Source organism: Amycolatopsis sp. NBC_01307 (genome assembly GCF_035975215.1).
Taxonomy (GTDB): domain Bacteria; phylum Actinomycetota; class Actinomycetes; order Mycobacteriales; family Pseudonocardiaceae; genus Amycolatopsis.
Window position 1 is genome coordinate 8,732,208 of sequence record NZ_CP108403.1, and the last position, 12,744, is coordinate 8,744,951.

Here is a 12,744-nt window from a genome sequence, read left to right on the forward strand (position 1 = left end):
TCTTCGTCACAGTGACCAGCGGATGACCTGCGGTTACGGTGATCACATGGACGACTGGACGCCCCGCACCAAGGCCATCGCCGCCGGCCGGCCGCACGGTCCCGGTGAGCCGCTGAACACCCCGCTCGTCGCCACCAGCACGTACCAGGCCGGTGGCGATTTCGTCTACGCGCGCGGCGACGGCACGCCGACCTGGCACGCGCTCGAGGAGACCATCGGGGCGCTCGAAGGCGGCTACGCGACGGCGTTCGCGTCCGGCGTCGCCACTCTGTCGGCGGTCCTGGACCTGCTGCCGGTCGGGTCGCGGGTGGTCGTCCCGACGTTCAGCTACGCCGTGACGCGCGGGGTGCTCGCCCACGCGCAGAAGCTCGGCAAGCTCGCCGTCACCGAGCTCGAGCCGACCGACACGGCCGCCTGGGTGGCCGAGGCCGCGACGTCCGACCTGGTCTGGCTCGAGTCGCCGACCAACCCGACGCTCGACGTCATGGAGATCGAGACCATCGCCGCCGCCGCGCGGGGCCGGGTCGTCGTCGACAACACCTTCGCCACGCCGTTGCAGCAGCGGCCGCTGGAACTGGGCGCCGACGTCGTCGTGCACAGCGCGACCAAGCTCATCGGCGGGCACAGTGACCTGCTGCTGGGGATCACCGTGGCCAAGGACCCGGCGGTGGCCGACGAGCTGCGCGGCGCGCGGACCCGCGTCGGGTCGACGCCGGGCGCGCTGGAGGCGTGGCTCGCGCTGCGGGGCCTGCGGACGATGCCGGTGCGGCTCGCCGAGCAGTCCCGCACGGCCGCGCTGCTGGCCGGGCGCCTCGACGGGCACCCGGCGGTGACGCGGGTGCGCTACCCGGGTTTCGGGATGATGGTCGCGTTCGAACTGGCCGACGCCGAAGCCGCCGACAAGCTCTGTTCGACGGTCCGGCTGATCCGCCCCGCGACGAGCCTCGGCGGCGTGGAAAGCCTGGTCGAGCGGCGGGCGTGGCTGCCGGGTGAGGAGCGGGTGCCGGCCGGTTTGGTCCGGTTCAGCGTCGGCCTCGAAGATCCGGAAGACCTCTGGCGCGATTTGTCCATCGCCCTCGCGGAGTAACACCAACGGCGGAATCGTCGATAGTCGCGGCATCGCAGTTCAATGCCGTTGGGAGTCTGACCGTGGGTAGAACGCTGAACCGAGTCGCGGGGATCGTTTCCGCGGGCGCGCTGATCACCTTCGCCGCCGCACCGGCCGCATTCGCGCAGACGGACGAGACGACGACCGCGCCGTCGACCACGGAGACGACCACCTCCACCTCGGAGACGACCACCACGACGACGGTCCCGAGCACCTCGGAGACCACGACGGCACCGACCACCCCGGTGACGACCACCGGGACGACCCCGGCCGACCCGACCACCGACGTCACCAAGACGACGACGCCGGAGACCACGACCACGACGGCCGGGCCGCCCTCGGACGGCTACCAGGACAACACCGGCCACGGCTTCGTCGGCGTCGGCGGTGAAGGCGTCCTGGTCATCAACTGCGCGGCGGGCGCGCCCGGGAACGTGGCGACCCAGTACCTCGACGTCACCGGCGGCCCGGACCAGGACGAGTCCGACGGCCGGACCTGGAACTACTCCGTGCGCGTCAACGGCCTGCCCCCGGGCACGACCACCGGCAAGTTCAGCTGGACCTGCGCCGGCGTCGACGGCGAAGGCGTCGTCGACTTCGAGCAGGCGCCGCCGCCGGAGACCAGCACCACGACCAGCGCGCCGACGACGACCAGCGGCACCACGACCAGCGCGCCGTCGAGCACCGCGCCGATCACCGCGCCGATCACGACGTCGAGCGGGCCGAGCACGTCGACCACCACCAGCACCCCCGGCAACGCCGCACCGAAGGCCCAGGTCAAGGTCACGCCCCACGGCGGGGTCGAGACGGGCTTCGGCGGCACGGCCTGGTGACCGTCCGCCGGGCGGTCGCGGCGGTCGCCGCGGTCGCCCTCGCGCTGACGCTGGCCGCTTGCGGCTCCGGCGAGCCGCCGAAAGCGGCACCCGCGCCGGTGCCGTCGTCGGTCCCGGTGACCGCGCCGTTCAAGGGCCTGCGCCCGACGTCGGTGAAGATCCCCAAGATCGGCGCGGAGTCCAGCCTGCTCGCGGTCGCCGTCAAGACGGACGGCTCGATCTCCGTCCCGTCGGTGCACACGCCGATGCAGGCGGCTTGGTACAAGCTCTCGCCGGTGCCCGGCGACGTCGGCCCGGCGATCGTGCTCGGCCACGTCGACGGCGACAAGAAGCCCGGCATCTTCTACAAGCTCAAGGACCTCGCGCCCGGCGACGAGGTGGACGTCGACCGCAGCGACGGCGAGAAGCTGAAGTTCGTCGTGGACCACGTCACGCAGGTCCCTAAGGACACGTTCCCGAAGGACGCGGTGTACGGCAACAGCGACAAGCCGGAACTGCGGCTGATCACGTGCGGCGGGGTGTTCGACCACGCCGCGCACAGCTACGAGGACAACATCGTCGTCTACGCGAACCTAGCCAACGCCTGATCCCTTGTACGGGAACGACTTCGGCGCGACCGCCGACGGGTCGACCCACTTGCGCATGCCCGCGTCGCAGGCGGCGTAGCCCCAGTTGATCAGCTGGTCCTGCAGTCGCTCCGACGTGCGCGTCAGCCGGGTGCTCGTCACGGCCAGCGCGTGGGTCTGCTCGACCGGCGCGGGCAGCGCGTCCGGCAGCTCGAAGTGCTCGATGTCGCTGTAGGTCGCCCAGTACGTCCCGGCGTACGTCTTGTCCTGGTACGACTTCAGCAGCGTGCCGGTGCGCAGCTCGCGGACCTGGTTGTCCATCACGGTCAGCACGCGCAGCAGCTGCATCGGCCAGTTCCGCTTCGGGTTGTCCTCGTGCAGCATCTTCTTGCCGGCGTCGCTGACCAGGACGACCGCGCGCTGGTTCTCGATCGGGTCCAGGCCGAGGTTGTCGTACACACCCGCGTCGCTGAGCACGATCTTGCGGTCCGCCTGGTTCGGGTCGGGGATCACGACCGGCGAGAGCAGTGGCGGGAACGCCGACGACGCGGCGACGGCGGTGGCCAGCGGGATCTGCCCGTGCGGCCCGTCCTGCCGGAAGAACCACCACAGCGAGCCGTCTTGCAGGCTGGTCGCGGTGAACACGAAGTGCGGGCCCGAGGGGTCGAGCTGGTCGAGGCGGAAGTCGTCGAAGAGGTGCTTCGCGTAGACGCGCGCGAGTTCTTCGCCGGCACTGCGCCACGGGATGAACATCGCCTTGAGCGTCACCGGGACGTCGAGGTTCGTCCGGGCCAGCTTCCGGATCGGTTCCACGACGAACTTGCCGAAGTTGTCCGCGATGCCGTCGTCGCCGAAGGACAGCTGGTGCCACGCGTGGGCCAGGACGCCGGCCGCGATCGAGCCGCCGGACACGCTGGAGACGGTGGTCAGCTTCGGCAGCCAGCCGAGTTCGTTGAGGCGCCAGAGCGCGCCGGTGTGGAAGAGCATCGCGCGGTAGCCGCCGCCGGACAGGGCCAAGCCGACGCCGCTGCGTTCCGTGGAATCCACCCGGCCGAGTGTATTACCGCAGCAAGGGGGTCAGCAGCGGGCGTTGCCCGGCCGGGACGTATTCGGCGTAGTTGTCGTACAACGCCTGTTTGGCCAGCTGTGACGCGCCGGCGCCGTCGGCCGCGCGGACCGCGTCGAGGACTTCGGCGTGGTGCGCGAGCCAGGTGCGCATCAGCGACGTCCGGTTGCTGGCGTGCTCCAGCTTGTCCTCGATCAGCTCCAGCACGACCCCGCGGACGACTTCCTCGCTGACCACCAGCAACGGGTTCCGCGAGCTCCGGGCGATGACTTCGTGGAACGCGACGTCCGCGCGGCTGAACTCGGCGTACCCGCGTGAGACGCCTTCGCGCATCGCGTCGAGGGCTTCGGCCAGGCCGGTCAGGTCGTCGTCGGTGCGCAGCTCCGCGGCGAGCAGGTGCGCCGAGCCGTCGAGGATCATCCGGAACTGCAACAGCTCGGCGAGCCCGACGTGGTCGGCGCGCGCGAGCCGGTGCATCGAGCGGTGCAACGCCACCGGGGACGCGGCCAGCACCTCGGGCCCGCGCGGATCGCCGGGCCGCGAACGGATCATTTCGGCGGCCTGCAAAACCCGCAGGGCTTCGCGGATCGTCGAGCGCCCGACGCCGAACTGGATCATCAGCTCGCGCTCGCTGGGCAGGCGTTCTCCCGGTTTGAGCGCCCCGCTGACCACGGCCTGCTCGATCTGCTCGACGACCCGCTCGTACGCGCGGACCGGAGCCACCGGTTCGAACCGCATCCTTGACCTCGACGTCCGTCGCGTGCAGGCTACTGGTCAGACCAGTGTACCTACCTGGAGGCCAGATGAAAGCCCGGATTCACGTGCTGGCGGCGGCGCTGCTGCTCGTGGTGTCCGGCTGCTCGGCCGGCTCGTCGGCGAGCGTTTCCGCTGGTCCGGACACACTTTCCGTCGGTTTCACGGCGGAGCCGGCCAACTTCGACTTCACCAAGACCGACGGTGCCGCGATCCCGCAGGCGTTGCTCTACAACGTCTACGAAGGCCTGGTGAAGCTCGATTCGCAGGGTCGCGTGGTGCCGTTGCTCGCGAAGTCGTGGACCATCAGCCCGGACCGGAAGACCTACGACTTCCAGCTGCGGCAAGGGGTCGAGTTCAGCAACGGCGCGCCGTTCACCGCCGAGGACGTCAAGTTCTCGCTGCTGCGCGTGAAGACCGACTGGACGATCTCGATCAAGTCCACAATGGACGTCGTCGACCACGTCGACGTCGTGGCGCCGGACCACGCGCGGGTCGTGCTGTCGAAGCCGTCGAACGGCTGGCTGTTCAGCCTCACGAGCCGGCTCGGCGCGATGTTCAGCCCCACCGGTGTGGCCGACCTGGCGAACAAGCCGATCGGCACCGGGCCGTACGTCGTGGCGGCCCGCAAGCGCGGCGACTCCGTCGTGCTCAAGGCGAATCCCGCGTACTGGGGCCGGGAACCGGCGTATCGGACAGTTGTACTGAAGTACATCAAGGACCCGACCGCGCTGAACAACGCGCTGTACAGCAACGGCATCGACGTCATCTCCGCGATCACCGCGCCCGACTCGATCCCGCAGTTCCAGGCCGACGACCGGTTCCAGGTGGTGCAGGGCACGTCGAACAGCGAGGTCACGCTGGCGTTCAACAACAAGCGCGCGCCGCTGACCGACCCGCGCGTCCGCCAGGCGCTGACGTACGCGATCGACCGGAAGGCGTTGCTGGACACGGCGTGGGCCGGGCGCGGCACGTTGATCGGCAGCATGGTCCCGCCGACCGACCCCTGGTACGAGGACCTGGCGAACGTCCACCCGTTCGACCCCGGGAAGGCGAAGGCGCTGCTGAGCGAGGCCGGCGCGACGAACCTGAACCTGCGCATGCGGATCCCGAACCTGCCCTACGCCGTGTCGGCCGCGCAGGTCGTCCAGTCGCAGCTGGCCGACGTCGGCGTCCGGACGACCATCGAGCCGCTCGACTTCCCGGCCGTCTGGCTGAAGCAGGTGTTCACCGACCACGACTACGACCTGTCGATCATCCAGCACGTCGAGGCCCGTGACATCACGACGTTCGGCAAGCCGACGTACTACTGGGGCTACGACAACAAGCGTGTCCAGCAGCTGCTCGCCGAAGCCGACAGCGGGACGCCGGAGCAGCAGGTCGCGGACATGAAACTCGTGGCCGAGCAGCTCAACACGGACGCCGCCGCGGACTGGCTCTTCCTGTTCCCCAACGTGATCGTGGCGAAGGCCAAGGTCGGCGGGTTCGCGGCCAACCAGGTCAGCGAGTCGTTCGACCTGACCGGGCTGGTGCCGCGATGACCGCCAAGGTGTTGCGCCGGGTGGCGATCTTCGTGGTCAGCGTGCTGGTCGCGTCGATCGTCGTGTTCCTCTTCATGGCCGTGCTGCCGGGTGATCCGGCGCAGGTCGCGCTCGGCGTCAACGCGACGCCGGAGCTGCTCGCCAAGACCCGCGCCGAGTTCGGCATCGACCGGCCGCTGGTCACGCAGTACTTCGACTGGATCGGCGGCGTGCTGCACGGCGACTTCGGCCGTTCCTACGTCACGCGCGACACCATCGGCCCGCAGCTGCTCGACCGCCTCGGCGTCACGCTCTGGCTGGTCGGCGCCGGGATGCTGGTGGCGCTGGTGATCGCCATCCCCGCGGGCACGTTCGCCGCGGTGAAGCACCGGAAGGCGGCCGGCGCGGGTGTTTCCGGGCTGTCGCAGATCGGCGTCGCGATACCCGCGTTCCTCGCCGGGATCATCCTGGTGCAGATCTTCGCGGTGCAGCTGCGCTGGCTGCCCTCGGGTGGCTGGACACCGCCGGACCAGGACGCGGGCGAGTTCCTCCGCGGGCTCGTCCTGCCCGCGCTGTCCCTCGGGTTGGTGCAGGGCGCGGTGCTCACGCGTTATGTGCGCACGGCCGTGCTGGACACGCTCGGCCAGGACTACCTGCGCACCGCGCGGTCCAAGGGCCTGCGTCCCGGACAGGCGCTGGTGCGGCACGGCCTGCGCAACGCGTCCGTCCCAGTCGTCACCGTACTGGGCCTGCAGCTCGCGACGTTGCTGATCGGCGCAGTGGTCGTCGAGCGCGTGTTCGTGCTGCCGGGGCTGGGCTCGATGCTGCTGGACGCGGTCGCGTCGCGGGACCTGCTGACCGTGCAGGGGATCGTGCTCGTCCTGGTCGTCGGAGTTCTACTCGTCAACTTCGTCGTCGATGTCCTCTACACCGTGCTCGACCCGCGATTGCGAGGTTCGTGATGCGCAATCTTGTGATCGGCGGGGTACTGGTCGGCCTGGTTGTCCTGGCTGCCGTGCTGTCGTTCTTCTGGACGCCGTTCGACCCGGTGAAGGTCGACGCGGCCCACCGGCTGCTCGGCTTCGGGGGAGAGAACCTCTTCGGCACGGACAAGTTCGGGCGTGACCTGCTCAGCCAGCTCATGGTCGGCGCGCGGACGACGCTGTACGTCGGCGTGGTCGCGGTCGGCATCGCCGCCGTGATCGGGACGCCGCTCGGGATCCTCGCCGGGATGTCACCGCGGTGGCTCGGCGAGTTCGTCATGCGGGTCAACGACCTCGTGCTCGCGTTTCCCGCGTTGCTGCTGGCGATCATGTTCGGCGCGGTGTTCGGTGCGGACACGCTGACGGCGATGGTCGCGATCGGCATCGCCACGATCCCGTCGTTCGCGCGGATCGCCCGGTCCGGCACGCTGCAGGTGATGAGCACCGAGTTCGTGCTCGCCGCCCGCGCCGGCGGCCGGTCGCGGCTGACCATCGCGGTACGGCACGTGCTGCCGAACATCTCCGGCCTGCTGATCGTGCAGGCGTCGGTGTCGTTCGCGATCGCCGTGCTGGCGGAGGCGGCGCTGTCGTTCCTCGGGTTCGGCACCCGGCCGCCGACGCCGTCGTGGGGCCGGATGCTGCAGGAATCCCAAGAGCTGCTGACGGTCCAGCCGCGGCTGGCGCTGGTGCCGGGCATCGCGATCGCCGTCGCCGTCCTCGGGTTCAACCTCCTCGGCGACGGCCTGCGCGACCGCCTCGACCCCCGATTGGCGGCCCGCGTATGACTCTCTCGGTCACGGGGCTCAGCGTGAACGCGCTGGTCCGGGACGTCTCGTTCGACATCGGCGCCGGTGAGCGCGTCGGGCTGATCGGCGAGTCCGGCTCCGGGAAGTCGTTGACGGCGCTGGCGATCATGGGCCTGCTGCCCGACGAGCTGCACGCGTCCGGCTCGGTGCGCCTCGGCGACCGCGAGCTGCTGGGAATGTCCGAAAAGGACCTTTCGCGGCTGCGCGGCGACGAGCTGGCGATGGTGTTCCAGGAGCCGATGACGGCGTTGAACCCGGCCATGCGCGTCGGCCGTCAGGTCACCGAGCCCGGCCGGGTTCACGGCCGTCGTCACCGAGCCGAAGAACTCCTCGCCGCCGTCGGCCTGCCGGACACCGCTCGCGCGTACCCGCACCAGCTGTCCGGCGGCCAGCGGCAACGCGTCGTGCTCGCGATGGCGCTGGCCAACGAGCCGTCGCTGCTGATCTGCGACGAGCCGACGACCGCCCTCGACGTCACCGTCCAGGCCCAGATCCTCGCGCTCATCAAGGCGTCACTTTCACGTGAAAGTGCCCTTCTGTTCATCACCCACGACCTCGCGGTGGTGGCGTCGGTGTGCGAGCGCGTGCTGGTGATGCTCGACGGCGAGATCGTCGAAGCGGGCTCGACGCGCGAAGTGCTGACGTCGCCGAAGCACGAGTACACGCGCAAGCTCCTGGACGCGTCGGACCTGGAGGCGCGCCGATGATCATCGAAGTCCGCGACCTGGAACGCCGGTACGCCCGCCGGGACGTGCACGCGCTGCGCGGCGTCAGCTTCGACGTCGAGGCCGGCCAGCGGTTCGGCATCGTCGGCGAATCCGGCTCGGGCAAGTCCACGCTGGTCCGGCTGCTGGCCGCGCTCGACAAGCCGACCGCGGGCACAGTGTCATTCCAAGGTCGGCGTATCGACAACCTGCCGGAACGGAAACTCGGCTTCCTGCGGTCGGAGCTGCAGATCGTCTTCCAGGACCCGATGGGTTCGCTCGACCCGCGGATGTGTGTGCGGGACATCATTTCCGAGCCGCTCGGCCACCGCGATCCGGACCGGGTCGCGGAGTTGCTCGCCGCCGTCGGGTTGCCCGAGGACGCCGCCGGGCGGTACCCGCACCAGTTCTCCGGCGGCCAGCGGCAGCGGATCTCGATCGCGCGTGCGCTCGCGCCGAACCCCAGCGTGCTCATCGCGGACGAGCCCGTCAGCGCGTTGGACGTCTCCGTGCGCGGCCAGATCCTCGACCTGCTCGCCTCGCTCGTGGAGCAGTTCGCGTTGACGCTGATCTTCGTGTCGCACGACCTCGGCGTCGTCCGGCACGTCTGCGACCGCGTCGCGGTGATGCGCCGCGGCGAGATCGTCGAACTCGGCGACGTCGAGCAGGTCTACGACGCGCCGCAGCACGAGTACACCCGGGAACTCCTGGCCGCCGCGCCGAACCTGCGCGCGGAACTGGCCCGGTTGAGCGGAGGCGAGGATGCCTGACCACCCGGACGGCCTGCCGATCGGCGCGGGCTGGATGTCCACTGTGGACACATCGGACGTCGTGTTCCCGTACGACGGGAGTGTCATCGGGACCGCGCCCATCGGCACGCCTGAGCTGGCACGTCGGGCGGTCGACGAGGCTGTCGCCGTCGCGCGCGAAGTGGCCTCGCTGCCTTCGCGGACTCGCCGTTCTTTGTTGAACGACGTCGCCGCGGCCTTGACCGAACGCCGCGAGGAGTTCGAGAACCTGCTCGTGCTGGAGACCGGCAAGCCCCTGGTCGACTGCCGCGTCGAGGTCGCCCGCACGATCGTCACGTGGGAAGCCGCCGCCGAAGAGGTGTCGCGGCTGCACGGCGAGACCGTCCCGCTGGATCTACTGCCTTCGGGCGACGGGCTGGTCGGGTTCTGGAAACGCAAGCCGATCGGCGTGGTCGTCGGCATCGCGGGCTTCAACTACCCGCTGCTGCTCGCGTCGCACAAGATCGCGCCCGCGATCGCCGCGGGCTGCCCGGTGATCATCAAGCCCGCGCCGCAGACGCCTCTCGCGACGCTGTGGCTGGTCCACCTCGTGCGTTCGATGGCCCCTCTCGCCGCCATGGTCCAGCTGGTCACCGGGGACGCGTCCGTCGGCGCCGCGCTGACGACCGATCGCCGGATCGGCGCGGTGTCGTTCACCGGCTCCGCCGCCGTCGGCCACCGCATCGCCCGTGACGCGGCGCCCACGAAGACGTTGCTGGAGCTGGGTTCGAACGCGGCGCTGGTCGTCGCGGAAGACGCGGACCTCGACGCGGCCGCGGACGCCGTCCTGCGCGGTGGCTTCTACGCCTCTGGCCAGGCCTGCATCTCGGTGCAGCGCGTGCTGGTCGTCGCGTCGGTCGCCCAGGAGTTCACCGAACGGCTGCTGGCCCGGCTCGACGAGGTCGTCGTCGGCGATCCGCGCGACGAGAAGACCCGCGTCTCGGCCTTGATCGACCCCGCGTCCACCGACCGCGTCGCCGCGTGGATCGAGAAGTCCGGTGCCCGCCAGGTCGGCGGTGGCATCGAGGGCACGGTGCTGCGCCCGACCGTCCTGCTCGACGTCCCGGACGGCGTCGAAGCCTGGGACGAGGAGATCTTCGGCCCGGTCGTCTGCGTGCGCACGGTGTCCGATGTGGACGAAGCCTTCGCCGCGGTCAACGCGTCGCGCTACGGCCTCCACGCCAGCGTCTACAGCCAGTCCCTGCGCACGGCTTTCCGGGCGCTGGACGAGCTGGACGTCGGCGGGGTCGTCGTCAACGAAGTGCCCGGGTTCCGCTCGGACACCATGCCGTACGGCGGTGTGAAGGACTCCGGCATCGGCCGCGAGGGCCCGCGCTTCGCCGTCGAAGAGCTGACCGTGACGAGGATGGCGGTGCTGCGACCGTGAACTACGAGAACCTGTTCCGGCTGGACGGACGGCGTGCCGTCGTGCTCGGCGGCGGCAGCGGGATCGGCCGCGAAGCCGCGCGAGCCCTGTCCGCGCACGGCGCCGACGTCGTGGTCGCGGACCGCGACATCGCAGCGGCCCGCGAAACCGGCGTCGGCGAGGCTTACGAGATCGACCTCCTGGAACCGGGTGCCGTCGACCGCGCGGCGTCCGACCTCGGGCCGCTCGACGTCGTTGTGCTGACCGCCGCGACCAACGTCCGCAAACGCCTGCTCGATTACACCCGCGACGAGTTCGACCGCGTCCTCGCGCTCAACCTCGGCGTGACGTTCGAGGTCGTCCGCGCGTTCGGCGCCGACATGGTCGCGCGCGGGCGGGGGAGCATCATCGGCTTCTCGTCGATCCGCGGCACGACCGTCGAGCCTGGTCAGGGCCCTTATGCCGCAACGAAAGCCGGGCTCGTCCAGCTGTTCCGGACGGCCGCCGCGGAGTTCGGCCCGGCCGGTGTCCGGGTCAACGCGATCGCCCCCGGCGTCGTCGAGACCCCGCTGACCGCGCAGATCAAGGCGAATCCGGAGTGGTACGACGCCTACGCGCGGAAGGGCGCGCTGGGCCGCTGGGCGCGTCCCGACGAGCTCGCCGGCGCCGTCGTCTACCTCGCTTCGGACGCGTCGACGTTCGTCACCGGCTCGGTGCTGGCGGTGGACGGTGGCTGGACCGCCGTCGACGGCCGCTTCGAACCGCCCGCTTCGTGAAGGAGGGCTCATGACCGAGCTGCCCGACCTGACCGCCGTCGAACTCGTCGCGCAGTACCGCGCGAAGACGCTCTCGCCGGTCGAGGTGACCGAAGCCGTCCTCGAACGCATCGACGCGCGGGAGCCCGAGCTGCACGCGTTGTACGCGTACGACCCGTCGAGCGCGCGTGCCGACGCGAAGGCGGCCGAAGCGCGGTGGCACGCGGGCGAACCGCTGGGCCCGATCGACGGCGTCCCGTTGACGCTCAAGGAAAACATCGCGACCCGCGGCACCCCGGTCCCGCTGGGCACCGCGGCGACCGCGCTCGTCCCGGCGGCCGAAGACGCCCCGGCGGCGGCGCGCGTCCGCGAGTCCGGCGGCGTCCTGCTGGCCAAGACGACCATGCCGGACTACGGGATGCTGACGTCCGGCCTGTCGAGCTTCCACACCACCGCGCGCAACCCGTGGCAGCCGTCGGCGTCGCCGGGCGGGTCGAGTGCGGGCGCCGGCGCCGCGGGCGCCGCCGGGTACGGCCCGCTGCACGTCGGCACCGACATCGGCGGCTCGATCCGGCTGCCCGCGGGCTGGTGCGGCCTGGTCGGGCTGAAGCCGAGCTTCGGCCGGGTGCCGGTCGACCCGCCGTTCCTCGGCCGCGTCGCCGGCCCGCTGACCCGCACGGTCGCCGACACGGCGTTGCTGATGAGCGTGCTGTCCGCGCCCGACCCGCGTGACCACCTGAGCCTGCCACCGGCCGACCTGGAGTGGTCGTCGCTCGACGGCACGCTCGACGGCCTGCGCGTCGGGCTGCAGCTCGAGTCCGGCCCCGGCCTCCCGGTGGACCCGGCCACGCGTGACGCCGTCGCCGCGGCGGCCCGGGCCTTCGAAGCCGCGGGCGCGATCGTCGAGCCGGTCGCGCCGTTCCTGGACCGGAGCATGCTCGACGGCCTGGACGTCTTCTGGCGCACCCGCGCCTGGTCGGACATGTCCGGGCTGCCACTCGACCGGCGCGCGAAGGTGCTGCCGTACATCGCGGAGTGGGCCGCGGGCGGCGCGGATCTGTCCGGAGTGGACGTCTACCGCGGCTTCGCCCAGATCGACGCGATCAGCGTCGCGACCCTCCGCGCGACTTCGGGGTTCGACGTCGTCCTGTCGCCGACCTGCCCGGTCGCGGCGCCGCCGGCGGAGTGGGCGTCCCCGACGAACGACCCCGCCCGGCCGTTCGAGCACATCGGCTTCACCGTGCCCTACAACATGTCCGGCCAGCCCGCGGTGTCCCTGAACTGCGGGTACACCGACGACGGCCGGCCGATCGGCCTCCAGATCAGCGGCCGCCGCTTCGACGACGTCGGCGTCCTGCGCGCCGCTGCGGCGTACGAGCGCGTCCGCCCGCCGCAGCGGCCTTGGCCGGTGGGTTAAAGAACGAGGGAAGAAGATCCGGGCCCGCGGCGAAGTGGTGGTGAAGCTGTCGCCGACGGGAAGGATCCGCATGACAGAG

At 70.9% G+C, this 12,744-nt stretch carries 13 protein-coding genes; 11 read left to right on the forward strand and 2 right to left on the reverse strand.

The window, feature by feature from the left end; genetic code table 11:
• Positions 1–46 precede the first annotated feature (46 nt).
• The 3 genes from OG439_RS38705 (at position 47) to OG439_RS38715 (ending at position 2,528) form a co-directional block, all read left to right on the forward strand.
• The gene (locus OG439_RS38705) at positions 47–1,087 is read left to right on the forward strand and encodes a trans-sulfuration enzyme family protein (protein ID WP_326945474.1); all 1,041 of its coding nucleotides are present in this window, start codon (positions 47–49) and stop codon (positions 1,085–1,087) included.
• 62 nt (positions 1,088–1,149) lie between these two features.
• Positions 1,150–1,941: a hypothetical protein gene (locus tag OG439_RS38710; RefSeq protein ID WP_326945475.1), complete on the forward strand. Its 792-nt coding sequence runs from the start codon at positions 1,150–1,152 to the stop codon at positions 1,939–1,941.
• Positions 1,938–2,528, forward strand: a complete 591-nt coding sequence (locus OG439_RS38715) for a class F sortase (RefSeq protein WP_326945476.1) — start codon at positions 1,938–1,940, stop codon at positions 2,526–2,528. The genes OG439_RS38710 and OG439_RS38715 overlap by 4 nt, the downstream gene beginning before the upstream one ends.
• Here OG439_RS38715 and OG439_RS38720 read toward each other — a convergent pair.
• Positions 2,514–3,554, reverse strand: coding sequence for a patatin-like phospholipase family protein (locus OG439_RS38720; RefSeq protein ID WP_326945477.1), 1,041 nt, complete (start codon positions 3,552–3,554; stop codon positions 2,514–2,516). The two genes, OG439_RS38715 and OG439_RS38720, sit on opposite strands and share 15 nt — an antisense overlap.
• A gap of 13 nt (positions 3,555–3,567) precedes the next feature.
• Positions 3,568–4,311, reverse strand: a complete 744-nt coding sequence (locus tag OG439_RS38725) for a FadR/GntR family transcriptional regulator (RefSeq protein WP_326945478.1) — start codon at positions 4,309–4,311, stop codon at positions 3,568–3,570.
• A gap of 65 nt (positions 4,312–4,376) precedes the next feature.
• Here OG439_RS38725 and OG439_RS38730 point away from each other — a divergent pair, with 65 nt between their 5' ends.
• Genes OG439_RS38730 through OG439_RS38765 form a run of 8 tightly spaced genes read left to right on the forward strand, consistent with a single transcriptional unit; the run spans position 4,377 to position 12,665 of the window.
• Positions 4,377–5,867, forward strand: a complete 1,491-nt coding sequence (locus OG439_RS38730) for an ABC transporter substrate-binding protein (protein WP_326945479.1) — start codon at positions 4,377–4,379, stop codon at positions 5,865–5,867.
• Positions 5,864–6,808 carry an ABC transporter permease gene (locus OG439_RS38735; protein ID WP_326945480.1) on the forward strand — a complete coding sequence of 315 codons (945 nt, stop codon included), beginning with the start codon at positions 5,864–5,866 and terminating at the stop codon, positions 6,806–6,808. Before OG439_RS38730 ends, OG439_RS38735 begins: the two co-directional genes overlap by 4 nt.
• A complete protein-coding gene (locus OG439_RS38740; RefSeq protein ID WP_326945481.1) occupies positions 6,808–7,614 on the forward strand; it encodes an ABC transporter permease in 807 nt (268 codons plus the stop codon). The genes OG439_RS38735 and OG439_RS38740 overlap by 1 nt, the downstream gene beginning before the upstream one ends.
• Positions 7,611–8,342, forward strand: coding sequence for an ABC transporter ATP-binding protein (locus tag OG439_RS38745; RefSeq protein WP_326945483.1), 732 nt, complete (start codon positions 7,611–7,613; stop codon positions 8,340–8,342). The genes OG439_RS38740 and OG439_RS38745 overlap by 4 nt, the downstream gene beginning before the upstream one ends.
• Positions 8,339–9,109, forward strand: coding sequence for an ABC transporter ATP-binding protein (locus OG439_RS38750; RefSeq protein WP_326945484.1), 771 nt, complete (start codon positions 8,339–8,341; stop codon positions 9,107–9,109). The genes OG439_RS38745 and OG439_RS38750 overlap by 4 nt, the downstream gene beginning before the upstream one ends.
• Positions 9,102–10,514: an aldehyde dehydrogenase family protein gene (locus OG439_RS38755; protein ID WP_326945485.1), complete on the forward strand. Its 1,413-nt coding sequence runs from the start codon at positions 9,102–9,104 to the stop codon at positions 10,512–10,514. Before OG439_RS38750 ends, OG439_RS38755 begins: the two co-directional genes overlap by 8 nt.
• A complete protein-coding gene (locus tag OG439_RS38760; protein WP_326945486.1) occupies positions 10,511–11,269 on the forward strand; it encodes an SDR family NAD(P)-dependent oxidoreductase in 759 nt (252 codons plus the stop codon). The genes OG439_RS38755 and OG439_RS38760 overlap by 4 nt, the downstream gene beginning before the upstream one ends.
• Positions 11,270–11,279: 10 nt before the next feature.
• Positions 11,280–12,665 (forward strand): amidase, encoded by a 1,386-nt coding sequence (locus OG439_RS38765; protein WP_326945487.1) that lies wholly within the window; start codon positions 11,280–11,282, stop codon positions 12,663–12,665.
• The last annotated feature ends 79 nt before the right edge of the window (positions 12,666–12,744 follow it).

What these genes read in the sequence shown, in the direction of transcription:
- OG439_RS38735 (WP_326945480.1), top strand. Translation starts at nt 5,864, where the DNA reads ATGACCGCCAAGGTGTTGCGCCGGGTGGCGATCTTCGTGGTCAGCGTG.
- OG439_RS38725 (WP_326945478.1), bottom strand. Translation starts at nt 4,311, where the DNA reads ATGCGGTTCGAACCGGTGGCTCCGGTCCGCGCGTACGAGCGGGTCGTC.
- OG439_RS38740 (WP_326945481.1), top strand. Translation starts at nt 6,808, where the DNA reads ATGCGCAATCTTGTGATCGGCGGGGTACTGGTCGGCCTGGTTGTCCTG.
- OG439_RS38705 (WP_326945474.1), top strand. Translation starts at nt 47, where the DNA reads ATGGACGACTGGACGCCCCGCACCAAGGCCATCGCCGCCGGCCGGCCG.
- OG439_RS38730 (WP_326945479.1), top strand. Translation starts at nt 4,377, where the DNA reads ATGAAAGCCCGGATTCACGTGCTGGCGGCGGCGCTGCTGCTCGTGGTG.
- OG439_RS38750 (WP_326945484.1), top strand. Translation starts at nt 8,339, where the DNA reads ATGATCATCGAAGTCCGCGACCTGGAACGCCGGTACGCCCGCCGGGAC.
- OG439_RS38765 (WP_326945487.1), top strand. Translation starts at nt 11,280, where the DNA reads ATGACCGAGCTGCCCGACCTGACCGCCGTCGAACTCGTCGCGCAGTAC.
- OG439_RS38745 (WP_326945483.1), top strand. Translation starts at nt 7,611, where the DNA reads ATGACTCTCTCGGTCACGGGGCTCAGCGTGAACGCGCTGGTCCGGGAC.
- OG439_RS38755 (WP_326945485.1), top strand. Translation starts at nt 9,102, where the DNA reads ATGCCTGACCACCCGGACGGCCTGCCGATCGGCGCGGGCTGGATGTCC.